The sequence below is a fragment of the Serratia sp. CY56464 genome, from assembly GCF_052168435.1.
Taxonomy (GTDB): domain Bacteria; phylum Pseudomonadota; class Gammaproteobacteria; order Enterobacterales; family Enterobacteriaceae; genus Serratia; species Serratia marcescens.
Genome location: NZ_JBJNMV010000002.1, coordinates 117,762 through 142,950, shown reverse-complemented (window position 1 = coordinate 142,950; position 25,189 = coordinate 117,762). Strand labels below are relative to the sequence as shown.

General features: G+C 57.1%; 27 protein-coding genes and 2 tRNA genes. 9 read left to right on the top strand and 20 right to left on the bottom strand.

Features of this window, described 5'->3' with window-relative positions:
* Window positions 1-120 precede the first annotated feature (120 nt).
* The 13 genes from rpsO to rlmE form a co-directional block, all read right to left on the bottom strand.
* A complete protein-coding gene (gene rpsO, locus ACJ8KE_RS14320; protein ID WP_004933502.1) occupies window positions 121-390 on the bottom strand; it encodes a 30S ribosomal protein S15 in 270 nt (89 codons plus the stop codon).
* Between the two features lie 124 nt (window positions 391-514).
* Complete coding sequence (gene truB, locus ACJ8KE_RS14315) at window positions 515-1,459, bottom strand: tRNA pseudouridine(55) synthase TruB (protein ID WP_039567792.1); 945 nt, start codon at window positions 1,457-1,459, stop codon at window positions 515-517.
* Entirely contained in the window at window positions 1,459-1,869 is a 411-nt protein-coding gene (gene rbfA / locus ACJ8KE_RS14310) for a 30S ribosome-binding factor RbfA (protein ID WP_004933508.1), read from the bottom strand. Before rbfA ends, truB begins: the two co-directional genes overlap by 1 nt.
* 70 nt (window positions 1,870-1,939) lie before the next feature.
* On the bottom strand, window positions 1,940-4,627 hold the full coding sequence (gene infB / locus ACJ8KE_RS14305) for a translation initiation factor IF-2 (RefSeq protein WP_004933511.1): 2,688 nt from the start codon (window positions 4,625-4,627) through the stop codon (window positions 1,940-1,942).
* A gap of 23 nt (window positions 4,628-4,650) precedes the next feature.
* Window positions 4,651-6,159 (bottom strand): transcription termination factor NusA, encoded by a 1,509-nt coding sequence (nusA, locus tag ACJ8KE_RS14300; protein ID WP_004933514.1) that lies wholly within the window; start codon window positions 6,157-6,159, stop codon window positions 4,651-4,653.
* A gap of 21 nt (window positions 6,160-6,180) precedes the next feature.
* On the bottom strand, window positions 6,181-6,633 hold the full coding sequence (gene rimP / locus ACJ8KE_RS14295; protein WP_028127574.1) for a ribosome maturation factor RimP: 453 nt from the start codon (window positions 6,631-6,633) through the stop codon (window positions 6,181-6,183).
* Window positions 6,634-6,850: 217 nt separating this feature from the next.
* A tRNA-Met gene (locus ACJ8KE_RS14290) sits at window positions 6,851-6,927 on the bottom strand.
* A gap of 60 nt (window positions 6,928-6,987) precedes the next feature.
* Window positions 6,988-7,074 (bottom strand) — tRNA-Leu (locus ACJ8KE_RS14285).
* A 68-nt stretch (window positions 7,075-7,142) separates the two neighbouring features.
* Window positions 7,143-7,478 carry a preprotein translocase subunit SecG gene (gene secG, locus ACJ8KE_RS14280; protein WP_004933519.1) on the bottom strand — a complete coding sequence of 112 codons (336 nt, stop codon included), beginning with the start codon at window positions 7,476-7,478 and terminating at the stop codon, window positions 7,143-7,145.
* Between the two features lie 220 nt (window positions 7,479-7,698).
* Entirely contained in the window at window positions 7,699-9,036 is a 1,338-nt protein-coding gene (glmM, locus tag ACJ8KE_RS14275) for a phosphoglucosamine mutase (RefSeq protein WP_021504256.1), read from the bottom strand.
* Between the two features lie 4 nt (window positions 9,037-9,040).
* Window positions 9,041-9,877: a dihydropteroate synthase gene (gene folP, locus ACJ8KE_RS14270; protein WP_016929326.1), complete on the bottom strand. Its 837-nt coding sequence runs from the start codon at window positions 9,875-9,877 to the stop codon at window positions 9,041-9,043.
* Between the two features lie 90 nt (window positions 9,878-9,967).
* Complete coding sequence (gene ftsH, locus ACJ8KE_RS14265) at window positions 9,968-11,899, bottom strand: ATP-dependent zinc metalloprotease FtsH (RefSeq protein ID WP_004933529.1); 1,932 nt, start codon at window positions 11,897-11,899, stop codon at window positions 9,968-9,970.
* Between the two features lie 56 nt (window positions 11,900-11,955).
* Window positions 11,956-12,585, bottom strand: a complete 630-nt coding sequence (gene rlmE / locus ACJ8KE_RS14260; protein ID WP_004933533.1) for a 23S rRNA (uridine(2552)-2'-O)-methyltransferase RlmE — start codon at window positions 12,583-12,585, stop codon at window positions 11,956-11,958.
* Window positions 12,586-12,728: 143 nt separating this feature from the next.
* Here rlmE and yhbY point away from each other — a divergent pair, with 143 nt between their 5' ends.
* Window positions 12,729-13,022, top strand: a complete 294-nt coding sequence (gene yhbY, locus ACJ8KE_RS14255) for a ribosome assembly RNA-binding protein YhbY (protein ID WP_004933536.1) — start codon at window positions 12,729-12,731, stop codon at window positions 13,020-13,022.
* A 112-nt stretch (window positions 13,023-13,134) separates the two neighbouring features.
* Here the strand turns inward: yhbY and greA are convergent, their stop codons facing one another.
* Window positions 13,135-13,611 carry a transcription elongation factor GreA gene (gene greA, locus ACJ8KE_RS14250; RefSeq protein WP_004933539.1) on the bottom strand — a complete coding sequence of 159 codons (477 nt, stop codon included), beginning with the start codon at window positions 13,609-13,611 and terminating at the stop codon, window positions 13,135-13,137.
* 256 nt (window positions 13,612-13,867) lie between these two features.
* Between greA and dacB the strand changes: the two genes are divergently transcribed.
* From dacB to pmrB, 3 genes are read left to right on the top strand one after another with little or no spacing between them, the layout of a single operon-like run.
* Complete coding sequence (gene dacB, locus ACJ8KE_RS14245) at window positions 13,868-15,301, top strand: serine-type D-Ala-D-Ala carboxypeptidase (protein ID WP_028127573.1); 1,434 nt, start codon at window positions 13,868-13,870, stop codon at window positions 15,299-15,301.
* 8 nt (window positions 15,302-15,309) lie between these two features.
* Window positions 15,310-15,972 (top strand): two-component system response regulator PmrA, encoded by a 663-nt coding sequence (gene pmrA, locus ACJ8KE_RS14240; RefSeq protein ID WP_004933545.1) that lies wholly within the window; start codon window positions 15,310-15,312, stop codon window positions 15,970-15,972.
* Entirely contained in the window at window positions 15,969-17,030 is a 1,062-nt protein-coding gene (gene pmrB, locus ACJ8KE_RS14235; RefSeq protein WP_016929329.1) for a two-component system sensor histidine kinase PmrB, read from the top strand. The genes pmrA and pmrB overlap by 4 nt, the downstream gene beginning before the upstream one ends.
* Window positions 17,031-17,066: 36 nt before the next feature.
* Here the strand turns inward: pmrB and cgtA are convergent, their stop codons facing one another.
* The 4 genes from cgtA to rplU all read right to left on the bottom strand — a co-directional run bounded on the left by cgtA (window position 17,067) and on the right by rplU (window position 19,919).
* Complete coding sequence (cgtA, locus tag ACJ8KE_RS14230) at window positions 17,067-18,239, bottom strand: Obg family GTPase CgtA (RefSeq protein ID WP_004933553.1); 1,173 nt, start codon at window positions 18,237-18,239, stop codon at window positions 17,067-17,069.
* Between the two features lie 16 nt (window positions 18,240-18,255).
* Entirely contained in the window at window positions 18,256-19,227 is a 972-nt protein-coding gene (locus ACJ8KE_RS14225) for a DMT family transporter (protein WP_016929330.1), read from the bottom strand.
* A gap of 105 nt (window positions 19,228-19,332) precedes the next feature.
* The gene (rpmA, locus tag ACJ8KE_RS14220) at window positions 19,333-19,590 is read right to left on the bottom strand and encodes a 50S ribosomal protein L27 (RefSeq protein ID WP_004933559.1); all 258 of its coding nucleotides are present in this window, start codon (window positions 19,588-19,590) and stop codon (window positions 19,333-19,335) included.
* Window positions 19,591-19,607: 17 nt separating this feature from the next.
* Window positions 19,608-19,919: a 50S ribosomal protein L21 gene (rplU, locus tag ACJ8KE_RS14215; protein ID WP_004933561.1), complete on the bottom strand. Its 312-nt coding sequence runs from the start codon at window positions 19,917-19,919 to the stop codon at window positions 19,608-19,610.
* A gap of 270 nt (window positions 19,920-20,189) precedes the next feature.
* Here rplU and ispB point away from each other — a divergent pair, with 270 nt between their 5' ends.
* Window positions 20,190-21,161, top strand: a complete 972-nt coding sequence (gene ispB / locus ACJ8KE_RS14210) for an octaprenyl diphosphate synthase (RefSeq protein ID WP_016929331.1) — start codon at window positions 20,190-20,192, stop codon at window positions 21,159-21,161.
* A 50-nt stretch (window positions 21,162-21,211) separates the two neighbouring features.
* On the opposite strand, the gene ACJ8KE_RS14205 is transcribed toward ispB, so the two are convergent.
* Window positions 21,212-21,568, bottom strand: a complete 357-nt coding sequence (locus ACJ8KE_RS14205; protein ID WP_028127572.1) for a DNA-binding protein — start codon at window positions 21,566-21,568, stop codon at window positions 21,212-21,214.
* Between the two features lie 181 nt (window positions 21,569-21,749).
* On the opposite strand from ACJ8KE_RS14205, the gene ACJ8KE_RS14200 reads away from it, so the two are divergent.
* Window positions 21,750-22,010, top strand: a complete 261-nt coding sequence (locus ACJ8KE_RS14200; RefSeq protein WP_016929333.1) for a helix-turn-helix domain-containing protein — start codon at window positions 21,750-21,752, stop codon at window positions 22,008-22,010.
* Between the two features lie 66 nt (window positions 22,011-22,076).
* Here ACJ8KE_RS14200 and mdh read toward each other — a convergent pair whose 3' ends face one another.
* Window positions 22,077-23,015, bottom strand: a complete 939-nt coding sequence (gene mdh / locus ACJ8KE_RS14195; RefSeq protein ID WP_028127571.1) for a malate dehydrogenase — start codon at window positions 23,013-23,015, stop codon at window positions 22,077-22,079.
* 464 nt (window positions 23,016-23,479) lie between these two features.
* On the opposite strand from mdh, the gene argR reads away from it, so the two are divergent.
* The 3 genes from argR (at window position 23,480) to yhcN (ACJ8KE_RS14180) (ending at window position 25,001) form a co-directional block, all read left to right on the top strand.
* Entirely contained in the window at window positions 23,480-23,950 is a 471-nt protein-coding gene (gene argR, locus ACJ8KE_RS14190; RefSeq protein ID WP_016929335.1) for a transcriptional regulator ArgR, read from the top strand.
* Window positions 23,951-24,353: 403 nt separating this feature from the next.
* A complete protein-coding gene (gene yhcN, locus ACJ8KE_RS14185; RefSeq protein ID WP_004933574.1) occupies window positions 24,354-24,617 on the top strand; it encodes a peroxide/acid stress response protein YhcN in 264 nt (87 codons plus the stop codon).
* 120 nt (window positions 24,618-24,737) lie between these two features.
* Complete coding sequence (gene yhcN / locus ACJ8KE_RS14180) at window positions 24,738-25,001, top strand: peroxide/acid stress response protein YhcN (protein WP_025305042.1); 264 nt, start codon at window positions 24,738-24,740, stop codon at window positions 24,999-25,001.
* Window positions 25,002-25,189 lie beyond the last annotated feature (188 nt).

Below are 25,189 nucleotides of genomic sequence, written 5' to 3'. Positions count from 1 at the left end.
CGCGAACCTCTGTAACGGAAGAACCTGTTTGGAAACATCAGTAATACATTAACCTGATTTGCTTATGCTTCCTAGAAGAAAGGGGCCAAAATAGGCCCCTTTCCACTGAAACTTGCTAGATTAGCGACGCAGACCCAGACGCTCGATCAGGCTGGTGTAACGTGCTACATCTTTACGCTTCAGGTAGTCCAGCAGCTTACGACGCTGAGAAACCATACGCAGCAGACCACGACGGCTGTGGTGATCTTTTTTGTGCTCGGAGAAGTGGCCTTGCAGATGGTTGATCTGCGCAGTCAGCAGGGCAACCTGAACTTCGGTAGAACCGCTGTCGTTAGTACCACGACCGAAATCAGCTACGATTTGAGCTTTAGCTTCAACACTTAGAGACATTGTAATACTCCAGATTATAGATAATAAAAACAGGCGCCGATCTCTAATTCAGCAACCCAATGCATAAGCTGCGCCATTCTACTCTTAGCGCAGTGCGATCGCAAGGCGACGCAGTGCCCCGCCGTCAGTCGAAATGCTCGACCACCAGGCGGCGCGGCGCCACGCGACCATCCTCGGCGATGTCGCCAACGCCGATGAATTTTCGCTCTTCACCCTCGGTGATGCGCACCAGACCGGAAGCCGGCGCGCCGGCCACTTGCACCGGTTGCCCCTGCTTGACGTAACCCGCCACCACCGGCAGCAAATTCACTTCCGGATAGTTCTCAACCGGGCTGTCCATCGGCATCAGCAGCGGATCGAGCAGCTCGCCGGGCGCGATCGCTTGTTCCTGCGCCTGCGCCAGCAAAGCATTCAGCTGTTCCAGCGTCACCATGCGCGCGATCGGATAAGTCGCCACCTGCAGGCGGCGCAGATAGATCACGTGCGCGCCGCAGCCCAGCAACTCGCCGAGATCGTCGGTGATGGTGCGGATGTAGGTGCCTTTCGAGCAGTGGATCTCCAGCTCCAGCTCATCCCCTTCCCAGCGGATAAACTGCAGCTCGTACACCGTGATGCTGCGCGCTTCTCGCGGCACTTCAATCCCCTGGCGCGCATACTCGTAGAGTTTCTTGCCCTGGTATTTCAGCGCCGAATACATCGACGGCACCTGCTGGATGTCGCCACGGAAGGTGTCCAGCGCCGCGTCGAGCTGCGCCTGGGTGAAGTTCACCGGGCGTTCCTGCACGATCTGACCGTCGGCGTCGGAAGTATCGGTACGCTGCCCCAGCTTGGCGATCACCCGATAGCGCTTGTCGGAATCGAGCAGGTATTGCGAAAACTTGGTCGCTTCGCCCAGGCAGATAGGCAGCATGCCGGTCGCCAACGGATCGAGCGCGCCGGTATGGCCCGCTCGGTTGGCGTTGTACAGGCGTTTTACTTTTTGCAGCGCATCGTTGGACGACAACCCTTGCGGCTTGTCCAGCAACAGCACGCCGTGGATATCACGGCCGCGGCGACGAGGGCGACTCATTAATCCTCCTTGTCATCGCCTGAGGCGGAACGGCGCTCGGCGTCGTTCTTCACCACGTTGGTCACCAGGTTGGACATGCGCATGCCTTCCACCAGGGAGTTGTCGTAGGCGAAGGTCAGCTCCGGCACCACGCGCAGGCGCATCGCTTTGCCCAGCAGGGTGCGGATATAGCCGGAAGCGTCCTGCAACGCTTTGATGCCGTTGGTGACCAGATCCGGATCGTGGTTCTCGGTCAGCACGTTCAGGAAGGTGACGTAAACCTTGGCATACGCCAGATCACGGGAGACTTCCACGCCGGAAACGGTCGCCATACCGACGCGCGGATCTTTCACTTCACGCTGCAGAATGATCGCAATCTCTTTCTGCATCTCTTGCGCCACGCGTTGACCGCGGCTGAATTCTTTTGCCATTTTGGATTCTCCAGACAAATCGGGGGGCACAAAGGCCCCCCGTAAACAGATATAAGCAGATGTGCAATCGTTAAGCGATGGTGCGTTGGATCTCAATGATTTCGAACACTTCGATCATGTCGCCGACGCGCACGTCGTTATAGTTCTTAACGCCGATACCACATTCCATGCCGTTACGGACTTCGTTAACGTCATCTTTGAAGCGGCGCAGGGATTCCAGCTCACCTTCATAGATAACCACGTTGTCGCGCAGTACGCGGATTGGGTTGTGACGCTTGATGGTCCCTTCGGTAACCATACAGCCGGCGATAGCGCCGAACTTAGGCGATTTGAACACGTCGCGCACTTCGGCCAAGCCGATGATCTGCTGCTTGTATTCCGGCGCCAGCATGCCGCTCATCGCCTGCTTCACTTCGTCGATCAGGTTATAGATCACGGAGTAGTAACGCAGATCCAGGCTTTCCGCTTCGATTACGCGGCGCGCAGAAGCGTCGGCACGCACGTTGAAGCCCAGGATGATGGCGTTGGAAGCCGCAGCCAGCGTCGCGTCGGTTTCGGTGATCCCACCTACGCCGGAGCCGACAATCTTCACCTTCACTTCGTCGGTGGAGAGTTTCAGCAGCGAGTCGCTGATCGCTTCGCAAGAACCCTGTACATCGGATTTCAGTACGATGTTCAGCTCGGACACTTCGCCGTCGGTCATGTTGGCGAACATGTTTTCCAGCTTGGACTTCTGCTGACGCGCCAGTTTGACTTCGCGGAACTTGCCCTGACGGTACAGCGCCACTTCACGCGCTTTCTTCTCGTCGCGCACCACGGTCGCTTCGTCACCCGCTGCAGGCACGCTGGACAGACCCAGGATTTCCACAGGGATAGACGGACCGGCGGAGGTCACTTCACGGCCCAGCTCGTCGCGCATCGCACGCACACGGCCGTATTCGAAGCCACACAGGACGATGTCGCCCTTGTTCAGCGTACCTTCCTGAACCAGCACGGTGGCAACCGGGCCACGGCCTTTATCCAGGAAGGACTCGATCACCACGCCGCTCGCCATGCCGCTGCGTACCGCTTTCAGTTCCAGAACTTCGGCCTGCAGCAGGATAGCCTGCAGCAGCTCGTCGATACCGGTACCGGCTTTCGCGGACACGTGGACGAACTGCGCTTCGCCGCCCCACTCTTCCGGCATCACGCCGTACTGAGACAGTTCTTGCTTAACGCGGTCCGGATCGGCTTCCGGCTTGTCGATTTTGTTCACCGCAACCACCAACGGCACCTGCGCCGCTTTCGCGTGCTGGATAGCTTCAATGGTCTGTGGCATCACGCCGTCATCAGCCGCCACCACCAGAACCACGATGTCAGTCGCCTGAGCACCGCGAGCACGCATCGAGGTAAACGCGGCGTGGCCCGGGGTATCCAGGAAGGTGATCATGCCGTTCTCGGTTTCTACGTGGTAGGCACCGATGTGCTGGGTAATGCCGCCGGCTTCGCCCGCCGCCACTTTGGTGGAGCGAATGTAGTCCAGCAGAGAGGTTTTACCGTGGTCAACGTGGCCCATGATGGTCACGACCGGCGCGCGCGGCTCGGCCGCAGCGCCCGTATCACGGTCGCTCATCAGCGCTTCTTCCAGCTCGTTTTCACGACGCAGGATAACTTTGTGGCCCATCTCTTCGGCAACCAGCTGCGCGGTTTCCTGGTCGATAACCTGGTTGATGGTGGCCATGGCGCCCAGCTTCATCATCACTTTGATGACCTGAGAACCTTTTACCGCCATCTTGTTGGCCAACTCGGCCACGGTGATGGTTTCGCCGATCACCACGTCGCGGTTAACCACCTGCGCCGGCTTGTTGAAGCCCTGCTGCAGAGCGCTAGGCTTGCGTTTGCCTTTACCGCCACGGGTAACGGCGCGCGCTTCTTCGCGATCCGCTTTGGATTCGGACAGCTTGTTGCCTTTCTTCTGCTTGGTCGCTTTGCCGCCGCGGGTGCGGCTGCGACGATCGCCTTCAACTTTGGCGTCGTTTTCATCTTCTGCGGCACGGGCGTGCTGAGAGGTGGTCACGTGATAGTCGGCGCTTTCAACCGCGGCGCTTGCCGCGTCTGCCTGGGCCCACTTCTCGCCGTTCTCTTCGGCCATGCGACGGGCTTCTTCCGCCACGCGCTTGGCTTCCTCTTCAACCTTGCGGCGCACTTCCTCTTCCGCTTTGCGTTTCAGTTCAGCGGCTTCGGCTTCACGGCGTGCTTTTTCCGCCTGAGCTGGCTTGGTCATTTCGTCGGTATGTTGATTGGTCACTTTTTCTTTTTCCGCTGAATTACGCTTAGCAATCTCCGCGGCCTCACGTTTGGCTTGCTCTTCGGCTGCGCGCTTCGCTTCCGCTTCGCGTTTTGCGAGCTCTTCCGCTTCGCGCCGTGCCTGCTCTTCCGCTTCACGCTGTGCCTGCTCTGCCGCTTCAGCCAACTGGGCTTCCTGCGTATCGCGATTTACATAAGTGCGTTTCTTGCGGACCTCAATTTGCACCGATTTACTTTTACCGCCGGTGCTCGGGATATTCAAGGTGCTGCGCGTTTTGCGCTGCAAAGTGAGTTTACCCGGCGCGCTGCCGTGTTCACGGTTCAGGTGCGCCAGCAATGTTTCTTTTTCTTGCTGGGTAACAGAGTCCGACTCGGACTTGTTGATCCCTGCATCAGCAAACTGCTGTACCAGGCGATCAACCGGAGTCTGAATCTCTGCTGCCAGCGATTTTACGGTTACATCTGTCGTCATGCTGTTCCTTCCTGCTACAGTTATTACGCGTTGTCGCCAAACCAACAGATATTGCGCGCAGCCATGATCAGCTCGCCGGCTTGCTCGTCGCTAAGCCCTTCAATATCAGCCAGATCGTCAACACCCTGCTCGGCAAGATCTTCCAGCGTACAAACCCCACGCGCGGCCAGTTTAAAGGCCATGCTGCGCTCAAGACCCGGCAGGTTGAGCAAATCGTCGGCCGGTTTGTTGTCGCCCAGGCTTTCTTCTTGTGCCAGGGCCAGCGTGGTCAATGCAGCTTTGGCGCGTTCGCGCAATGCTTCAACCGTATCTTCATCCAGACCGTCGATTTCCAACAGCTCTTTGATCGGCACGTAGGCCAGCTCTTCCAGCGTGGAGAAGCCTTCTTCAACCAGTACGGTGGCGAAATCTTCGTCGATATCAAGATACTTGGTGAAGGTATCAATAGCGGCATGAGCCTCGGCCTGGTGCTTGGCCTGCAGGTCGTCCGCCGTCATCACGTTCAGTTCCCAACGATCGTCGCCGCGGTGTTGTTTCAGCAGCTGGGAAGCCAAACGCACGTTTTGGCCGTTACGGCCGATCGCCTGTGCCAGGTTGCTGGCTTCAACGGCGATATCCATGGTGCAGTTATCTTCATCTACCACGATCGACGCGACGTCGGCCGGCGCCATGGCGTTGATGACGAATTGCGCTGGGTTATCATCCCACAGAATGATGTCGATGCGTTCGCCGCCGAGCTCGCTCGACACGGCCTGAACGCGCGCACCGCGCATACCTACGCAGGCGCCGACCGGGTCGATGCGCTTGTCGTTGGTTTTCACTGCAATTTTCGCACGGGAGCCAGGATCGCGGGCTGCCGCTTTAATTTCAATCACTTCTTCGCCGATTTCCGGCACTTCGATGCGGAACAGTTCTTTCAGCATTTCCGGGCTGGAACGGCTGACGAACAGCTGCGCGCCGCGGGCCTCAGGACGCACGGCGTACAGTACGCCACGAATGCGGTCGCCCGGACGGAAGTTTTCGCGCGGCAGCATGTCTTCACGGCCAATCACCGCTTCGGCGTTGTTGCCCAGATCCAGCGCGATGCTGTCACGGTTCACTTTCTTCACCACGCCGGTGACGATCTCACCTTCGTGTTCACGGAAAGCGTCGACCACCATCGCACGCTCGGCCTCGCGCACTTTCTGCACGATAACCTGCTTGGCGGTTTGGGTGGTGATGCGGTCGAAGGTCACGGATTCGATCTGATCTTCGACGTAGCCGCCGAGCTCGATGCTCGGATCTTCAAACTGAGCGGCTTCCAGCGTGATTTCACGCGTTGGCTGCGTCACTTCGTCTACGGCGACCCAACGGCGGAAGGTATCGAAATCGCCGGTTCTGCGGTCAATGCTGACGCGCACGTCGATTTCCTGCTCGTATTTTTTCTTGGTTGCGGTGGCTAATGCAGTTTCCAGCGCTTCGAAAATCTTCTCGCGCGGAAGGGATTTTTCATTGGAAACTGCTTCAACAACAGCCAGAATCTCTTTGTTCATCCTAGTTGCCTCTTCCAAACTTTAAAAGTGGGGTACCAGGTTCGCTTTCTGGATGTTGCTCAGCGCGAACACTTCATCTTTCCCTTCCACAGTAACCGTGATCATCTCGCCTTCGACAGACTTGATAATACCCTGCCACTTGCGACGGTTCTGTACCGCCATGCGCAGGACCAGGCTGACTTCTTCACCGAGGAAACGCGTATAGTGCTCTGCGGTGAACATCGGGCGATCAAGGCCAGGAGAGGAGACTTCCAAGTTGTAAGCGACCGTGATTGGATCTTCGACGTCCAATACAGCGCTGACCTGGTGGCTGACATCAGCGCAATCATCAACATTGATGCCGTTATCACTATCAATATAGATGCGGAGCGTCGATTGGCGCGCACGAATGAATTCGATGCCTACAAGCTCAAAGCCCAACGCTTCTACCGGTGCCGAAAGCATCTCTGTTAACTGTTGCTCTAATGTGGACAAGCCCACCCCCAAGACATAAAAAAAGGGCTAAATAGCCCAGTGATTCTGTTGCCAAATAACAAAAAACCCCGAAAAATCGGGGCTTTATGCAACTGGACCCTGTTTGCCGCTAGGCGGCCTCGGTACAACTTTCGAGCAAGTGTCATTTTCAAATGATGATCGAGAAAAGCGGATTTCAATCGAAAAGTGTATTTGAAAATAAACACTTAAAGGAAAGTGGTTGCGGGGGCCGGATTTGAACCGACGACCTTCGGGTTATGAGCCCGACGAGCTACCAGGCTGCTCCACCCCGCGTCCGAAAACGTGGCAAATACTACGCCGATAATCGCAAAATTGCAAGTTATCTCTGGGATTTGGTACCGAGGATGGGACTCGAACCCACAAGCCCGTTAGGGCACTACCACCTCAAGGTAGCGTGTCTACCAATTCCACCACCTCGGTACTGATTCTTACTGCTAACGGCCGTTGTTCTTTCGAGTTCACAACCACCGTTTACAAACTTTTACGGCTTACTGCGGGATATCGCTGCTCGGCTTGGCAGGTGCTGCCGGCGCGGTTGTCTGCTCAGTTTTCACCGGCTGACCCAGATTTTCCCACTCGCTGCCTTTCTTGCTTTGGTTGCTGCTGAGGTTGCCCAAAATCAGGCTGATGACGAAGAACAGCGTCGCCAATACAGCAGTCATGCGGGTCATAAAGTTACCGGAACCACTCGAACCGAACAACGTGCCTGATGCACCTGCTCCGAAAGAGGCTCCCATATCAGCGCCTTTACCTTGCTGCAACATAATCAGAGCAACCAGCCCGATTGAAATCAGCAGGAAAATTACCAGAAGAGCTTCGTACATAGTAGTACCCGTATCCTTGCGGCCTCACCGCATGCCAAATGCTTCACACTCATCAAGCAGGCGTGTTTATAAACTGCCTACTGAAGCGGGTGTGAATACTAACCAAAGCCGCCAACCCGCGCAAGGGCAATTTGCAGCCGCCGGCGCGTTTGCGGAAAAAAACGCCAACAATCGTCTATTCGGGCTCAGCGATGCCAAGCCCGGTGGCTAACTGTCTGTTTTAACCTGCGGATTTCACCGCGTCGGCGATGCGATGTGCCAGCGCGGTCACCTGCTGCTCGTCCTCGCCCTCCACCATCACGCGGATCAGCGGCTCGGTGCCCGATTTACGCAGCAGCACCCGGCCGCGGCCGGCCAGCTCGGCTTCCACCTGTTCGGTGACCTTGCGCACCGCTTCAGATTCCAGCGGATTGTGATCGCCGGCGAAACGCACGTTGACCAGGATCTGCGGCAACAGCTTCATGCCGCTGCACAGGTCATGCAGGCTCATGTGGTTGCGCACCATGGCGGTCAGCACCTGCAACCCGGCCACGATGCCATCGCCGGTGGTGGTTTTGTCCAGCAGGATCACATGGCCGGAGTTTTCCGCACCGATGCGCCAGCCCAACTCCTGCAACTTCTCCAGCACGTAACGGTCGCCCACTTTGGCGCGAGCGAACGGAATGCCCAGCTGTTTCAGCGCCAGTTCCAGCCCCATATTGCTCATCAGGGTGCCGACCGCGCCACCGCGCAGCTGCCCCTGACGCAGGCCTTCGCGGGCGATGATGTACAGGATCTGATCGCCGTCCACCTTGTTGCCCAGGTGATCCACCATCATCACGCGGTCGCCGTCGCCGTCGAACGCCAGGCCAACGTGCGCTTTTTCCTGCAGCACGCGCTCCTGCAGCTGACGCACATCGGTAGCGCCGCATTTCTCGTTGATGTTCATGCCGTCCGGCTCAACGCCGATGGCGATCACCGTGGCGCCCAGCTCGCGCAGCACGCTCGGCGCGATGTGGTAAGTCGCGCCGTTGGCGCAGTCGACCACGATTTTCAGCCCTTTCAGACTCAGCTCGCTCGGGAAGGTGCCTTTGCAGAATTCGATATAGCGACCGGCGGCGTCGATGATGCGGCTGGCTTTACCCAACTCCGCAGACTCCACGCAGGTCAGCGGTTTTTCCATCTCGGCCTCGATCGCTTCTTCGACATTGTCCGGCAGCTTGGCGCCGTCGATCGAGAAAAACTTGATGCCGTTGTCATAGAACGGGTTATGCGAAGCGGAAATGACAATGCCCGCTTCAGCCCGGAAGGTACGCGTCAAATAAGCCACCGCCGGCGTGGGCATCGGCCCGGTGAAGGACGCGGACAATCCGGCGGCCGCCAGGCCGGCTTCCAGCGCGGACTCCAGCATATAGCCGGAGATGCGCGTATCCTTTCCGATGATGATCTTGCGGGAACCGTGACGCGCCAGCACCTTGCCGGCCGCCCAGCCCAGCTTCAGCACGAAGTCCGGCGTGATGGGGCTGTCCCCGACCTTGCCACGGATGCCGTCGGTGCCAAAATATTTGCGCTCGCTCATGTTTCTACTGTCCCTTAGCTGAAAGTGTTGCCTCGACGACACGCATCGCCTCGACGGTTTCTTTAACGTCATGCACTCTGACAATCTGCGCACCCTGCATCGCCGCGATCACCGCGCAGGCCACGCTGCCGATAACCCGTTGATCCGGCGGTACGTTCAACAGTTGTCCAATCATCGATTTGCGCGACATGCCGACCAACAGCGGCAAACCAAAACGATGAAACTCCGACAACCGGGCCAGAAGCTGATAGTTGTGCGCCAAATTTTTACCGAAACCGAAGCCTGGGTCGAGCAGCAATTTCTGATTTGTTATCCCTGCCTCGTTACAGCGCTGGATATGGTGTTCGAAAAACGCCTGAACGTCGGCGATCAGATCGTCGTAGTGCGGTGCCTGTTGCATGGTACGCGGCTGCCCCTGCATGTGCATCAGGCAGACCGGCAGGCCGCTTTCCGCCGCCGCCGCCAGGGCACCCGGCTCCTGCAGCGAACGAATGTCGTTGATCAGATGCGCGCCGGCGTGCGCCGATTCGCGGATCACGCCCGCTTTCGAGGTATCGACCGAGATGAAGACTTCGAAACGCTGCGCCAGCGCTTCCACCACCGGCACGACCCGTTCCAATTCTTCCTCTTCACTCACCTCCGCCGCCCCCGGCCTTGTCGACTCGCCGCCGATATCAATCATCGTAGCGCCGGCCGAAATCAGCGCATGCGCGTGCAGCAACGCCTGATTCAGCGTGTTGTGGCGACCGCCGTCGGAAAACGAATCCGGCGTCACGTTGAGGATGCCCATCACCTGTGGATGAGAGAGGTTGAGCGTCATGTCGCGCACGGTTAACTGCATGTTGTTTCACCTTACTGTTGCCTGGTTCACTGCCCGCCGGGCAAAAAAAACCCCGGCGTACCGGGGTTTGATGTTATTACACAGCCGTTCTTACTTGTCGAGCTGTTCGGACATGGTGTTGCCCGGCGTTGGGGTGCGCGGCTCATCTACCGGCGTCGGGGCTTTCGGGGTGCCACCGTTGTCGGAGCTGTTGCCTTTGTTCGCATCGTCCCAGCCCGCCGGCGGACGCACGTCTTTGCGGTTCATCAGATCGTCGATCTGCGGCGCATCGATGGTTTCATACTTCATCAGCGCATCCTTCATCGAGTGCAGGATGTCCATGTTTTCCATCAGCAGCGAGCGAGCACGCGTGTAGTTACGTTCGATCAGCGACTTCACTTCCTGGTCGATGATACGCGCGGTTTCATCCGACATGTGCTTCGCCTTGGCCACGGAGCGGCCCAGGAACACTTCACCCTCTTCTTCCGCATACAGCAGCGGCCCCAGCTTCTCGGAGAAGCCCCATTGGGTCACCATGTTGCGGGCGATGGAGGTCGCCACTTTGATGTCGTTCGACGCACCGGTAGAGACTTTTTCCGGCCCGTAGATGATCTCTTCCGCCAGACGGCCGCCGTACAGGGTGGAGATTTGGCTCTCCAGCTTCTGACGGCTGGCGCTGATCGCATCCCCTTCCGGCAGGAAGAAGGTCACGCCAAGCGCACGGCCACGAGGAATGATGGTCACTTTGTGTACCGGATCGTGTTCAGGAACCAGGCGGCCGATGATGGCGTGGCCCGCTTCGTGATACGCGGTCGACTCTTTCTGCGCTTCGGTCATCACCATGGAGCGACGTTCCGCACCCATCATGATCTTGTCTTTGGCTTTCTCGAACTCCACCATCGACACCACGCGCTTGTTGCCGCGGGCGGCGAACAGCGCCGCTTCGTTGACCAAGTTGGCCAGGTCGGCACCGGAGAAGCCCGGCGTACCGCGCGCAATGACGGAGGCGTCGATGTCGGCAGCCAACGGCACGCGGCGCATGTGCACCTTCAGGATCTGCTCACGGCCACGCACATCCGGCAGCCCGACCACGACCTGACGGTCGAAACGGCCCGGGCGCAGCAGCGCGGGGTCAAGCACGTCCGGACGGTTGGTGGCCGCGATGACGATGATGCCCTCGTTGCCTTCGAAACCGTCCATCTCAACCAGCATCTGGTTCAGGGTCTGTTCGCGCTCATCGTGACCGCCACCCAGGCCGGCGCCACGCTGGCGGCCGACGGCGTCGATTTCATCGATGAAGATGATGCACGGCGCGGCTTTCTTCGCTTGTTCAAACATGTCACGCACGCGGGATGCCCCCACGCCGACGAACATTTCAACGAAGTCGGAACCGGAAATGGTGAAGAACGGCACCTTCGCTTCGCCGGCGATCGCTTTCGCCAACAGCGTTTTACCGGTCCCCGGCGGGCCGACCATCAGCACGCCTTTCGGGATCTTGCCGCCCAATTTCTGGAAACGGCTCGGCTCGCGCAGGTATTCCACCAGTTCGCTCACCTCTTCTTTCGCTTCGTCACAACCGGCGACATCGGCGAAAGTGGTCTTGATCTGGTCTTCCGTCAGCATGCGGGCCTTGCTCTTGCCGAAGGACATCGCGCCCTTGCCGCCGCCGCCCTGCATTTGCCGCATAAAAAAGATCCAGACCCCGATCAGCAACAGCATCGGGAACCAGGAGATAAAGATAGAAGCCAGCAGGCTCGGCTCTTCAGGCGGCTCGCCGACAACTTTCACATTCTTCGTTAACAACGTATCCAGCAACTTGGGATCGTTGACAGGGATGTAGGTCGTGTATTTGTTACTGTCTTTCTTGGTAACGTTAATTTCACGTCCGTTGATTCGCGCTTCGCGAACCTGGTCCTGGGTCAGTTCGGACATGAAGGTAGAGTAATCCACCCTACGGCCATTCGACTCGCTGGGCCCAAAGCTCTGGAATACAGACATCAACACTACCGCGATGACTAACCAGAGAATTAGGTTTTTCGCCATGTCACTCAAGGGATTAACCTCATCTTACAACTGTGTTAACAAACAGCGTTAGGGTACTACAGTTTGCGCCCTGTCGCTACAATGTACACTTCGCGCGAACGGGCGCGGGAAGCGTCTGGCTTACGAATCTTAACCTTCGTAAACAGGGAGCGAATTTCCCGTAGGTACTCGTCAAAGCCATCTCCCTGGAACACCTTCACCAGGAAACTTCCGCCTGGTGCGAGGACATCACGACACATATCCAGCGCCAACTCCACCAGATACATCGACCTTGGAATGTCGACCGCCGGGGTGCCACTCATATTCGGGGCCATATCGGACATGACCACCTGAACCTTACTTTCGCCTACTCGTTCCAACAGCGCCTTCAGCACCAGTTCATCACGAAAATCGCCCTGAAGGAAATCGACGCCAACGATAGGATCCATTGGCAAAATATCACAGGCGATGATGCGCCCGGTACCGCCGATTTGGGTGACCACATACTGCGACCAGCCGCCCGGTGCGGCGCCCAGGTCAACCACGGTCATGCCCGGTTTGAACAGTTTGTCGCTCTGCTGTATTTCATCAAGTTTAAACCAGGCACGGGAACGCAGTCCCTTTTTCTGCGCCTGCTGTACATATTTATCGCTAAAGTGTTCTTGTAACCAGCGACTGGAGCTAGCCGAACGCTTTTTATTAGCCATCTCGTTTTCCAACTATCATAAAAAGAGTCTTATGTCAGGGTCGCTGCTCACGTAGACTCACACCGGTGAAGACCGATTTGGTGATATACATGAGATGGCGGTAGAATGTACCGTTTTCAATCCCAACTTAAGCAAAAAAGACAATGAATCTGAATAATAAACAAAAACAGCACCTGAAAGGCCTGGCGCATCCGTTAAAACCGGTGGTGATGCTGGGCAATAACGGTCTTACCGAAGGGGTGCTGGCTGAAATTGAACAGGCTCTGGAGCATCATGAGCTGATCAAGGTAAAAATCGCCGCTGAAGATCGCGAAACCAAGACCCTGATCGCCGACGCTATCGTGCGTGAAACGGGCGCCTGCAATGTGCAAGTTATCGGCAGTACGCTTATTCTTTACCGCCCGTCGAAAGAGCGCAAGATCAGTCTACCGCGTTAATAACCATCAGGTTAACGAAAAGGTGCCATGCGCCTGACCAAGATAAAAGGCCGCTTGCGGCCTTTTTCCTATCTTTACAAAACGTTGGCGCATTAATGACCAACGGTCCCGATCAGAGATACTCGACCTTCAGGATCTCGTATTCCACGTCGCCGCCAGGGGTTTTGATCACCACCACATCGTCTTGCTCTTTGCCGATCAGGCCGCGCGCCATCGGCGAGTTTACCGAAATCAGATTTTTCTTGAAATCGGCCTCATCGTCGCCAACGATGCGGTAAGTCACTTCTTCTTCGCTGTCCAGATTCATCACCGATACGGTGGCGCCGAAGATCACCCGACCGGTGTTCGGCATCTTGGTGATATCGATCACCTGCGCATTGGACAGCTTGGCTTCGATCTCCTGAATGCGGCCTTCGCAGAAACCCTGCTGTTCGCGGGCGGCATGGTACTCGGCATTTTCTTTCAAGTCGCCGTGTTCACGCGCTTCAGCGATATCCGCAATGATTTTCGGGCGGCGCACGCTTTTCAGATATTCGAGCTCTTCGCGCAGTTTTTCAGCGCCAAACAAGGTCATCGGAATTTGGTTCATCGTATAAATACCTCTAAATCTTTCCTGTTCAAATAACCGTCATCCTGACGTATTCGTATGAAAACACGGTTGGCATTCCGCCCCCCGCCTCCAGGCGACAAACAAAAGAAACCTGACTCGGAACGGGGCCCAAGCCAAGATCGGTTTTGCATTTTGATACGCATTTTAGCCTAGAGTTCCTTGAGGGTCATCGTTTACTTTTTCCCTGATTGCACCGTAGTATGACGGCACGTTATCCAGCTGTTATCCCGAGATTATGCGTTTTTCACGAATTGTCAGTGCATTGGCTTGCGCATTTGTTCTGAATGCGAATGCGGCCCCGGTTGAAGAGTACACACAATATCTGCCTGATGGGGCCAACCTTGCCCTGGTCGTTCAGAAGATCGGTGCCGGTGCGCCGACGATCGATTATCACTCTCAGCAGATGGCGCTGCCGGCCAGTACCCAAAAAGTGCTGACGGCGCTGGCGGCATTGCTGCAACTCGGGCCCGATTACCGTTTCACCACCACGCTGGAGAGCCAGGGCGATATCCGCGACGGCGTGCTGCGCGGCAACCTGATCGCCCGCTTCAGCGGCGATCCGACCTTCAAACGTCAGAGCCTGCGCAATATGGTGGCCGTCCTGAAGAAGCAGGGCGTGCGCCAAATCAGCGGCGACGTGCTGGTCGATACCTCGGTCTTCGCCAGCCATGACAAGGCGCCTGGTTGGCCGTGGAACGATCTGACGCAGTGCTTCAGCGCGCCGCCGGCCGCCGCCATCGTCGATCGCAACTGTTTCTCGGTCTCGCTGTACAGCGCGCCGAACCCGGGCGACATGGCGTTTATCCGCGTCGCCTCCTATTATCCGGTCAATATGTTTAGCCAGGTGCGCACCCTGGCGCGCGGATCCGCAGACGCGCAATACTGCGAACTGGACGTGGTGCCGGGCGAGCTGAACCGCTTTACCCTGACCGGCTGCCTGACGCAGCGCAGCGAACCGCTGCCGTTGGCCTTCGCCATCCAGGACGGTGCCAGCTATGCGGGCGCCATACTGAAAGACGAGCTGACGCAGGCCGATATCCAGATCGACGGGCATTTGAAACGCCAAACGCGCCCCGGCATCACCGGCACGGTGATCGCGCAAACCCAGTCGGCGCCGCTGCACGATCTGTTGAAAATCATGCTGAAGAAATCGGACAACATGATTGCCGATACCGTCTTCCGCACGATCGGCCACGAGCGCTTCGGCGTGCCGGGCACCTGGCGAGCAGGTTCCGATGCGGTACGCCAGGTGCTGCGCCAGAAGGCAGGCATCGATCTGGGCAACACCATCATCGCCGACGGTTCCGGCCTGTCGCGCCACAACCTGCTGGCCCCGGCGACCATGATGCAGGCGCTGCAGTACATCGCGCAGCACGACAACGAGCTGAACTTTATCTCGATGCTGCCGCTGTCCGGCTATGACGGCACCCTGCGCTACCGCGGCGGCCTGCATGAGGCCGGCGTAGACGGCAAGGTGTCGGCCAAGACCGGCGCGCTGCAGGGCGTCTACAACCTGGCGGGCTTCATCACTACCGCCAGCGGCCAGCGCATGGCCTTCGTGCAGTATCTCTCCGGCTACGCCGTGCCGCCGGAAGATCAGAAACAGCGCCGCGCGCCGCTGGTGCGTTTCGAAAGTCGCCTGTATCGGGATATTTACCAAAACAACTGAGGATCGCCATGAAGCTGCTGGTCGTTGAAGATGATGAACTGCTGCAACAAGGGTTGGCGCTGGCGCTGACCGGCGAAGGCTACGTGTGCGACTGCGCCGCCACAGCGGCGGAAGCCAGCAGCCTGCTCATCACCAGCCAATACAGCATGGTGATCCTGGATCTCGGTCTGCCGGACATGGACGGCGCCGCGCTGCTGCGGCAGTGGCGCCGCCAACAGATCGATCTGCCGGTGCTGATCCTGACCGCCCGCGACGCCCTGGAAGACCGCGTCGATGGGCTGGACGCCGGCGCCGACGACTACCTGGTCAAACCCTTCGCGCTGGTTGAGCTGCAGGCGCGCGTGCGCGCCCTCCTGCGGCGCTACCAGGGTCACAGCGACAATCTGATGCAGGTGGATGACCTGCAGTTGAATCTCTCCAGCCAGCAGGTCTATCTGCAACAGCAGCCGGTGGAGGTCACGCCGAAAGAGTTCGCCATTCTGGCGCGCCTGATCATGCGTGCCGGGCAGACGGTCAACCGCGAACTCCTGCAGCAGGATCTCTACACCTGGCAAGACGATTTAGGGTCCAACACCCTGGAAGTGCATATCCACAACCTGCGCCGCAAACTGGGCAAGGATCGCATCCGCACCGTGCGCGGCATCGGCTACCGCCTGGAACCCTCGTCATGATCAGCATGCGCCGCCGCCTGCTGCTGATGCTGGCGCTGATCCTGCTGGTCACGCAACTCATCAGCGCCTTCTGGCTGTGGCACGAAAGCCAGGAACAGATCAGCTTCCTGGTGGACGAAACCCTGTCCGCCAAAGTGCGTACCGAACGCGTCGATACCGAGATCGCCGAGGCCATCGCGTCGCTGTTGGCGCCTTCGCTGATCATGATGATCGTCACGCTGTTGGCGTCGTTTTGGGCCATCAGTTGGATCATCCGCCCGCTCAACCAATTGCAGCAACGGCTGGAAAAACGCTCTGCCGATAACCTGACGCCGCTGCCAATCACCAGCGACAGTCAGGAAATGGTGGCGGTCACCAATGCACTCAATCAGCTGTTTTCACGGCTGGATAACACCATTCAACAGGAACGCCTGTTCACTGCCGACGCCGCCCACGAGCTGCGCACGCCGCTGGCCGGCATCCGCCTGCACCTGGAACTGATGGAAAAGCAGGGCGTCAAGGGCAGCCAGGCGCTGATCGCCCGCATCGATCAGCTGATGCACACCGTCGAGCAGTTGCTGATGCTGTCGCGCGCCGGGCAAGACTTCGCCAGCGGCCATTATCAGCATTTCGATTGGGTGGCCGATGTGATCCAGCCGCTGCGTGAAGAGCTCGACGAAATGACCGCCCAACGCGGGCAGACGCTGGGCTGGCAATTGCCGGCTGCTGCCACCGTGAACGGCGATCCGGTGCTGCTGCGGCTGCTGCTGCGCAACCTGGTCGAAAACGCCCACCGTTACGGCCCGGAAGGCGGCGCGATACAGGTGCGGTTAACGCCGCAAGACAACGGCTATCTGCTGCAGGTCATCGACGATGGCCCGGGAATCAAGGAAGAGATGGTCGGGGAACTGACGCAGGCGTTTCGCCGCATGGATCAACGCTACGGCGGCAGCGGACTGGGCCTGAATATCGTGATCCGCATCGCGCAACTGCACCAGGGGCGTTTGACGCTGGAAAACCGCCGCGATGCGCGCGGCCTGAATGCCCAGTGCTGGCTGCCGGAAAAGGCGCTCAAATAACAAGGGCCCAGCGTTGCTGAGCCCTTTATCACCGAATTACTTCTGGTAAATGATTTCGACGCCTTCGTCGTCGTCTTCGTCCCAGTCGTCATCCCAGTCATCTTCCGCTTCGGCTTCCACTTCCGCGATTTGCTCGCGGTGGTAGTCATCCCACATGAATTCGACTTTTTCCGGTGCGCTTTCTTCGATCGCCATCGCTTTCGGCTGGGTGTTGATGAAGTTCATCACGTCCCAGCACAGCGCATTGACGCCTTCGCGGTTGGCGGCGGAGATCATGTAGTACTTCCCTTCCCAGCCCATGCCTTCCACAATCGCCTTGGCGCGTTCGGCGGCTTCTTCCTCACCAATCACATCAATTTTGTTGAACACCAGCCAGCGCGGCTTCTGCGCCAGATTTTCGCTGTATTGGTTCAACTCGTTGATAATGACTTTGGCGTTTTCCACCGGATCGGATTCGTCGATCGGCGCGATGTCCACCAGGTGCAGCAGCACGCGGCAACGCTCCAGGTGTTTCAGGAAACGAATACCCAGGCCGGCGCCTTCCGAGGCGCCCTCGATCAGCCCCGGAATGTCGGCGACCACAAAGCTCTGCTCGTGGTCCATGCGCACCACGCCCAGGCTCGGCACCAGCGTGGTGAACGGATAATCGGCCACCTTCGGCTTGGCGGCGGACACCGCGCGGATGAAGGTCGATTTGCCGGCGTTCGGCAGCCCCAGCATGCCCACATCGGCCAGCAGCAACAGCTCCAGCAACAGGTCACGCGCTTCGCCGGCGGTACCCAGCGTCTTCTGACGCGGCGCGCGGTTGACCGAAGATTTGAAACGGGTGTTGCCCAGACCGTGCCAGCCGCCTTTGGCGACCATCAGCTTCTGCTCGTGGCGGGTCATGTCGCCGAGGATCTCGCCGGTGCCCTGATCCTTCACGCGCGTGCCGACCGGCACCTTAATGATGACGTCTTTACCGCGTTTGCCGGTACAATCGCGGCTCTGGCCATTCTGGCCGCGCTCAGCGCGGAAAGACTTCTCAAAGCGGTAGTCGATCAGGGTGTTAAGGTTCTCGTCCGCCAGCAGGTAGACGTCGCCGCCGTCGCCGCCGTCGCCGCCGTCAGGCCCACCGTTCGGGATATATTTTTCGCGGCGGAAGCTGACGCACCCGTTGCCGCCGTCGCCTGCAACGACCAGAATCGCTGCTTCATCTACAAACTTCATTTACCGTCTCCGTAAATCATTCACCGGGCTGCTTCAAAGGAGCAACCAGGGGGGGGTCTGCCCGTCGCGGCCACCACCGGTGACCAATTGCGGAAAACATGGCGCCCGCCACAACCACAAACGCACCGACATAGCCGACGATGTTCAGCGTCGGCATGGCGAATGCCTGGGGCCAAGCCAGCGCCAATAAATCTGAAAACAGCAGGGTAAACAGCGGGGTCAGCGTAACCAACGCGCTCACCTGCGCCGCCTGCCAGCGCGCCATCGCTTCTGCCAGCGCGCCATAGCCGATCAGCGTGTTGGCGCCGCAAAACAGCAGGCACGCTAATTGCCAGCCGCTAAGCTGGAAAATCACCTCGGGTTTGGCCAGAGGGAACAACGCAATCGCACATAAAGTGTACAACATAACCAGGATCTGCGGCGAAGCCAGCCGGCGCAGCAACACCTTCTGCGCCACGCCATAGCTCACCCAGACCATCGCCGCGCACACGCCCAGCATGACGCCCAGCGTGTAGTCCGTCAGCCGGGTGAAGATCTCTATCAGACTGACGTTGAAAAACAGCATCAGCCCGCAAATCAGCATCAGGGCGCCAATGACCTGGGTGATGCGCATGCGTTCTTTTAAAATCAGCACGCTGGCGAACATCATACCGACTGGCGACAGCTGGCCAATCACCTGCGACGCCGTCGGGCTCAGGTATTGCAGCGAGGAGCTGAAGAACACAAAGTTGCCAAGCAGCCCCGCCGTCGCGATCGCCAACAGCAGCAGCCAACGCGGCTGGCGGAACATCGTCAGCGGCGGCAGCTTGCCGCGCACCGCAAGGATCAGGCCCAAACCGATGGCGGCCATGGTAAAGCGATACCAGACAACGGTAAACGGCTCCATCACCACCAACACTTCTTTCATCGCGATCGGCAACGCGCCCCAGCAAACCGCCGTGGTTAACGCCAAAGAAATACCAACGCCGACCTGCTGCTTCGTATCCATATCACCTTCGCCAACGCTGACGGGCCTGCCCTCAGGCAACCCATAAATGTAAAAAGCCCCGCAACGAATTGCGGGGCTTACATCTATTTCGTAAGGCTCGAAAAATTATTCAGCTTCGATGCTGATGAATTTACGATTGCTCGGGCCTTTAACTTCGAATTTGACTTTACCGTCTTTCAAAGCAAACAGAGTGTGGTCTTTGCCGCAACCCACGTTGGTACCAGCGTGGAATTTGGTGCCGCGCTGACGAACGATGATGCTGCCTGCCAGTACTGCTTCGCCGCCAAAGCGTTTTACGCCCAGACGTTTAGCTTCTGAATCGCGACCGTTACGAGTCGAGCCGCCAGCCTTTTTGTGTGCCATTAATCCGCTCTCCTAACTTAAGCGCTGATGCCGGTGATTTTAACGTCAGTGAACCACTGACGGTGGCCCTGCTGCTTACGGTGGTGTTTACGACGACGAAACTTAACGATTTTAATTTTCTCGCCACGACCGTGAGCAACGACTTCAGCTTTGATCTTGCCGCCATCGACGAAAGGAACGCCGATTTTGATATCTTCGCCATTAGCGATCATCAGAATCTGGTCAAACTCAACCGCTTCACCAGTTGCGATGTCCAGCTTTTCCAAGCGAACGGTCTGACCTTCGCTTACTCGGTGTTGTTTACCACCACTTTGGAAAACCGCGTACATATAAAACTCCGCTTTCCGCGTGCCCGACTGTGTTAGTTCAGAGCGCGCTATAAATATTCACAATAGGGCGCGAATTCTACGCAAAAAAGCAGCGCATGACAAGAGCAGAATAAGACCAGAACAAGAAAAAAGAAGAAAAAAAGCGCAGTTTCTTTCGTGGCGTTTATCTGAACCGTTTTTCAAGTACAATCATAGGGACAGTTACCGCCATGTACCGATGTGAGCAGCGATCTCAACGCGGTGAAGAGAAACACAGCTGAAAAAAACACAATGAACCTAGAGCAAATTACCGAGTTAACCGCGCAAGATATGGCGGCCGTGAACGCAACAATTCTCGAACAGCTGAATTCCGATGTCACGCTCATCAATCAGCTTGGCTATTACATTATCAGCGGTGGCGGTAAGCGCATCCGGCCGATGATCGCCGTCCTGGCGGCGCGGGCGTTGGGCTACGAAGGCAACAAGCACGTCACCGTCGCCGCCCTGATCGAATTCATTCATACCGCCACGCTGCTGCATGACGACGTCGTCGACGAATCGGACATGCGCCGCGGCAAAGCCACCGCCAACGCGGCGTTCGGCAACGCCGCCAGCGTGCTGGTCGGCGACTTTATCTATACCCGCGCCTTCCAGATGATGACCAGCCTGGAATCCCTGCGCGTGCTGGCGCTGATGTCGGAGGCGGTCAACGTCATCGCCGAAGGTGAAGTGCTGCAGTTGATGAACGTGCACGATCCCGACATCAGCGAAGAAAGTTATATGCGGGTGATCTACAGCAAAACCGCCCGTCTGTTTGAGGCGGCGGCGCAATCGTCGGCGATCCTGTCCGGCGCCAGCGCTGAGCAAGAACAGGCGCTGCAAGATTATGGCCGCTACCTCGGCACCGCTTTCCAGCTGATCGACGATCTGCTCGACTACAGCGCCGACGGCAGCACCCTGGGCAAAAACACCGGCGACGATCTGAACGAAGGGAAACCGACCCTGCCGCTGCTGCACGCGATGCACAACGGCGACGACGCCCAGCGTGACATGATCCGCGGCGCGATTGAGCAAGGCAACGGCCGTCACCTGTTGGAGCCGGTGCTGCAGGCGATGCAGCAATGCGGTTCGCTGGAATACACCCGCAAACGCGCCGAGGAAGAAGCCGACAAGGCGATCGCCGCGCTGCAGGTATTGCCGGCATCAGAGCACCGAACAGCGCTGGAAGGCCTGGCCCATTTGGCGGTACAACGCGACTTTTAAGAAATCGTGATTTCCAAATGTATTCATCAGGCCCGCCCAGGCGGGCCTGCCTAGGTATTGCTCTCTTCGTCGATACGCGCCAGCAGGCCGCCGATCCCTTCCCGCATCAGGAAAGCCACCATTCTCTCGCGCTCGCTCTCCGTCAAATGGTAGTAATACTCGATCCAGACCGCCAACGGATCCTGGCGTTCTACGTCATATGCCGCCCCGTCTTCCTTCAGCGCCAGCAGGTTACGCACGCCTGGAGGCAGGCTGTCGATATGGTACTCCAACGCTTTTCCCTGCACGCCTTTACGCCTGCGGCTGATCCAGCCTTCGCGTCGGGCCATCAGATTGATTCCCTGTGGTGAGGAGGGTAATCCTGCGATGCCTGTCAGTTCCTTGGCGGCAAACCACTCGTTTTTCATAGCCATCATCTCTGGGCAATAGTGGGCAATGTCGTTTTTTGGAAATTACCTGGGTATTTTTTAGGAAATTTAATGGTATTCTTATTTCCGAATAAGCGTTTCACGTTGTTCAAACGCTTAACCATGACCCGTTAGTTATACCACTAACGCAACTTTGGCTAATCAGAAAAGGAATGTAAACATGAATTCAAGGAACCCAGATTGGCATCCGGCAGATATCATCGCGGCGCTACGCAAGCAGGGCACCACGCTGGCGGCAGTGTCGCGCAAGGCCGGATTAAGCTCATCGACGCTGGCCAATGCGCTGTCGCGCCCGTGGCCGAAGGGGGAATGGCTGATCGCCGAAGCGATAGGCATCCACCCTTCGGAGATCTGGCCAAGCCGCTATTACGATCCGCACAACGATTGCCTGCTGGATCGCAAAGCACGTATCAAATCGTGAACGCGGAGCAAAAAAAACCGCCGGAACAGCGTCCGGCGGCGTTTATCGGCTGACTATCGGTGTCGATCAGTTATTGATGAACTTCTCGCCCAGTTCAATATCTTTATGCAGCACGTCCAGCATCTCGTTCAGCGCTTTCTGCTCGAAGGCGCTCAGGGTGCCGATATCTTTGCGTTCTTCAACGCCGTTTTTGCCCAGCACCAGCGGCTGCGCGAAGAAGCGAGCGTATTTGCCGTCGCCTTCAACGTAAGCGCATTCCACAACGCCTTTCTCGCCCTGCAGCGCACGCACCAGAGACAGACCGAAACGGGCGGCCGCCTGCCCCATGGACAGCGTTGCAGATCCGCCGCCGGCTTTGGCTTCCACCACTTCGGTACCGGCATTCTGAATGCGTTTGGTCAGATCCGCCACTTCCTGCTCGGTGAAGCTCACGCCAGGGATCTGCGACAGCAGAGGCAGGATGGTCACGCCAGAGTGGCCGCCGATCACCGGCACGTTCAATTCTTCCGGCTGCTTGCCTTTCAGCTCGGCCACGAAGGTGTTGGAACGGATGATATCCAGCGAAGTCACGCCGAACAGTTTGTTCTTGTCGTAAACGCCGGCTTTTTTCAGCACTTCCGCCGCGATGGCGACCGTGGTGTTAACCGGGTTGGTGATGATGCCGATGCAGGCTTTCGGGCAGGTTTTCGCCACTTGCTCAATCAGATTACGCACGATGCCGGCGTTAACGTTGAACAGGTCAGAGCGATCCATGCCAGGCTTACGGGCCACGCCGGCGGAAATCAGCACCACGTCCGCGCCGTGCAGAGCCGGAGTCGCGTCTTCGCCGCTGAAGCCTTTGATTTTAACTGCGGTTGGGATGTGGCTTAAGTCGACGGCAACGCCTGGGGTAACGGGGGCAATGTCGTAGAGAGAGAGTTCAGAACCTGAAGGAAGCTGGGTTTTGAGTAGAAGGGCGAGGGCCTGGCCGATACCGCCAGCAGCACCGAGAACTGCAACTTTCATCCTATACTCCTTTATTATCTTAAATATATAAAGCGCCGTGAATGTGTTGGTTACGGACCTTACGTTATTACACCTTTCAAAACAATAAATTAGCCAATTCTTGCCTGCAGGTGTAATAAAACGGCCGCTGTCGCGCCCATTTTAGATTAAATCGCTTACGCATGAAGGGCATAGCGCACACTAATCAAAAATAGTGCGAGGTTATTCACGAGCAAGTTAACCGGCCGTTACATTACACCCTTACGCAACATCAGAACAACATCATTTTAATAACATTTTATTTACCACTGCAGGCCGATTTTCCGTCGTCAAAAGGGCATATTCATCGCGGCCGGATTTTGTTAAAATGCCGCCCTTTCCTCGCCGTCCGGTCATTTTTATTTTCTTTGGGGCGGCCTTTGTTGCATAAAAATTCATCTATATGCATAATCATGACTTCCACTATCAACATTCCACGGTGCAAAATGCGTAATCCCGCAAAACAGGAAGATCTGATCAAGACGTTCAAAGCGTTATTGAAAGAAGAAAAATTCAGTTCTCAAGGCGAGATCGTTTTGGCGCTGCAAGAAGAAGGCTTCGAAAACATTAACCAATCCAAAGTATCGCGCATGCTGACCAAGTTCGGCGCGGTACGTACGCGCAATGCCAAAATGGAAATGGTGTATTGCCTTCCTGCCGAACTCGGCGTGCCGACCACCACCAGCCCGTTGAAGAATCTGGTGCTCGACGTCGACCATAACGATGCCGTCGTGGTGATCCACACCAGCCCGGGCGCCGCGCAGCTGATCGCCCGCCTGCTCGACTCACTGGGTAAATCCCAGGGTATCCTCGGCACAATTGCCGGCGACGACACGATTTTCGTCACCCCGTCCAGCGGCTTTACCGCTCAGAAGCTGCATGAAGCGATCCTGGGCGTGTTCGAGCAAGAGCTGTGAAACCTGGCGCTAACAAAGTGCGGCTGTAAACCGCATTTTGTTAGCGCTTCTTTAACCCTCGCGTTACCTTCCCAGCCTTCAACCGCGTTTAACACTGCTTTTTTATCCCGTAACAACACATTTCCATGACATATCCATGTAACCAGCAGTACCCACTGTGATCTTCCGCACTTTTAGTCAAAATCACTTACCTTATTGAAATTACATAAATTTAACATCAAAAGATCGTTTTATGAGCGTTTTTTATTCCTTACGGTTATAAAAAATAAGGATCATGAGGTTAAAGTTTCACTAGCAACTGTTAGCGAACTATTAATTTTTCGCGTTACTAGCTGTATACTCATTTTCGTGAACTGAATCACAGTTCGTTGGAACTGATAAAAGAATACGATGAGGTGAGATGATGAAAATTAAAGCTACCGTTGCAACCCTGAGCGTTCTGTCCATGCTTTCCTTTGGTGCATTCGCAGCACAATCTGTTGATGCAACCCAGGCCGCAAAACTGCAGCCCGCCGGTGTGATCACCGTGAGCGGCGTCGCCGCGGCGCCTTCCGACATTCGCCAGGCGCTGTCCGACAAAGCTGACGCCAAAGGGGCGACCGCTTACCGCGTAATCGAAGCGCGCAACGACGGCAACTTCCACGCGACCGCTGAAATCTACAAATAAGTAACGGCATTACCCGGCAACGGGCAATACCTCTCTGGAATCAAACGCTGTCATAACGGCCTTCAAGAATAAAAATCGCTGCCAAGCCCTTCCAGGCTGTTATGAACAAGGATCGCTATCATGAACATGAAAACTACTCTTGCTGCACTCGGTTTGCTGTCCGTCATCTCCTTCGGCGCATCTGCCGCCCAGTTGGTGACTAACGATCAGACCGCCAATCTGCAATCTATCGGCACCATTACCGTCAGCGGTATCGACGGCGCGCCGACCGATATTCGCCAGGCGTTGTCGGAGAAAGCCGACGCGAAAGGCGCGACCGCCTACCGCGTGATCGAAGCCCGTAACGAAGGCAACTACCACGCCACCGCCGAGATTTACAAATAACAACTCTGGGAACGGCTTTGCAGAGCTGATTACCCTCGTCACTGCCACTGCCGAGTTCTGACGCAAACGCCGATTTCCCAGAGACCCTCTCGTCGTCCTATCCGACGACCCCCGTTGCCCTCGCTCGCGAGGGCTTTTTTATGGGCGTAAAAAAGGCCGCGAATGCGGCCCTTAGATTGGCTTATGCG

Excerpts from the sequence above, each read along its gene's own strand:
- ACJ8KE_RS14200 (WP_016929333.1), top strand. The coding sequence starts at position 21,750 with ATGAATTCAAGGAACCCAGATTGGCATCCGGCAGATATCATCGCGGCG.
- ACJ8KE_RS14205 (WP_028127572.1), bottom strand. The coding sequence starts at position 21,568 with ATGAAAAACGAGTGGTTTGCCGCCAAGGAACTGACAGGCATCGCAGGA.
- ACJ8KE_RS14225 (WP_016929330.1), bottom strand. The coding sequence starts at position 19,227 with ATGGATACGAAGCAGCAGGTCGGCGTTGGTATTTCTTTGGCGTTAACC.
- nusA (WP_004933514.1), bottom strand. The coding sequence starts at position 6,159 with ATGAACAAAGAGATTCTGGCTGTTGTTGAAGCAGTTTCCAATGAAAAA.
- rpsO (WP_004933502.1), bottom strand. The coding sequence starts at position 390 with ATGTCTCTAAGTGTTGAAGCTAAAGCTCAAATCGTAGCTGATTTCGGT.
- infB (WP_004933511.1), bottom strand. The coding sequence starts at position 4,627 with ATGACGACAGATGTAACCGTAAAATCGCTGGCAGCAGAGATTCAGACT.
- mdh (WP_028127571.1), bottom strand. The coding sequence starts at position 23,015 with ATGAAAGTTGCAGTTCTCGGTGCTGCTGGCGGTATCGGCCAGGCCCTC.
- rpmA (WP_004933559.1), bottom strand. The coding sequence starts at position 19,590 with ATGGCACACAAAAAGGCTGGCGGCTCGACTCGTAACGGTCGCGATTCA.
- glmM (WP_021504256.1), bottom strand. The coding sequence starts at position 9,036 with ATGAGCGAGCGCAAATATTTTGGCACCGACGGCATCCGTGGCAAGGTC.
- cgtA (WP_004933553.1), bottom strand. The coding sequence starts at position 18,239 with ATGAAGTTTGTAGATGAAGCAGCGATTCTGGTCGTTGCAGGCGACGGC.
- rlmE (WP_004933533.1), bottom strand. The coding sequence starts at position 12,585 with ATGGCTAATAAAAAGCGTTCGGCTAGCTCCAGTCGCTGGTTACAAGAA.
- greA (WP_004933539.1), bottom strand. The coding sequence starts at position 13,611 with ATGAACCAAATTCCGATGACCTTGTTTGGCGCTGAAAAACTGCGCGAA.
- dacB (WP_028127573.1), top strand. The coding sequence starts at position 13,868 with ATGCGTTTTTCACGAATTGTCAGTGCATTGGCTTGCGCATTTGTTCTG.
- yhcN (WP_004933574.1), top strand. The coding sequence starts at position 24,354 with ATGAAAATTAAAGCTACCGTTGCAACCCTGAGCGTTCTGTCCATGCTT.
- pmrB (WP_016929329.1), top strand. The coding sequence starts at position 15,969 with ATGATCAGCATGCGCCGCCGCCTGCTGCTGATGCTGGCGCTGATCCTG.
- rbfA (WP_004933508.1), bottom strand. The coding sequence starts at position 1,869 with ATGGCAAAAGAATTCAGCCGCGGTCAACGCGTGGCGCAAGAGATGCAG.
- yhbY (WP_004933536.1), top strand. The coding sequence starts at position 12,729 with ATGAATCTGAATAATAAACAAAAACAGCACCTGAAAGGCCTGGCGCAT.
- truB (WP_039567792.1), bottom strand. The coding sequence starts at position 1,459 with ATGAGTCGCCCTCGTCGCCGCGGCCGTGATATCCACGGCGTGCTGTTG.
- rplU (WP_004933561.1), bottom strand. The coding sequence starts at position 19,919 with ATGTACGCGGTTTTCCAAAGTGGTGGTAAACAACACCGAGTAAGCGAA.
- ispB (WP_016929331.1), top strand. The coding sequence starts at position 20,190 with ATGAACCTAGAGCAAATTACCGAGTTAACCGCGCAAGATATGGCGGCC.
- argR (WP_016929335.1), top strand. The coding sequence starts at position 23,480 with ATGCGTAATCCCGCAAAACAGGAAGATCTGATCAAGACGTTCAAAGCG.
- ftsH (WP_004933529.1), bottom strand. The coding sequence starts at position 11,899 with ATGGCGAAAAACCTAATTCTCTGGTTAGTCATCGCGGTAGTGTTGATG.
- yhcN (WP_025305042.1), top strand. The coding sequence starts at position 24,738 with ATGAACATGAAAACTACTCTTGCTGCACTCGGTTTGCTGTCCGTCATC.
- secG (WP_004933519.1), bottom strand. The coding sequence starts at position 7,478 with ATGTACGAAGCTCTTCTGGTAATTTTCCTGCTGATTTCAATCGGGCTG.
- pmrA (WP_004933545.1), top strand. The coding sequence starts at position 15,310 with ATGAAGCTGCTGGTCGTTGAAGATGATGAACTGCTGCAACAAGGGTTG.
- folP (WP_016929326.1), bottom strand. The coding sequence starts at position 9,877 with ATGCAGTTAACCGTGCGCGACATGACGCTCAACCTCTCTCATCCACAG.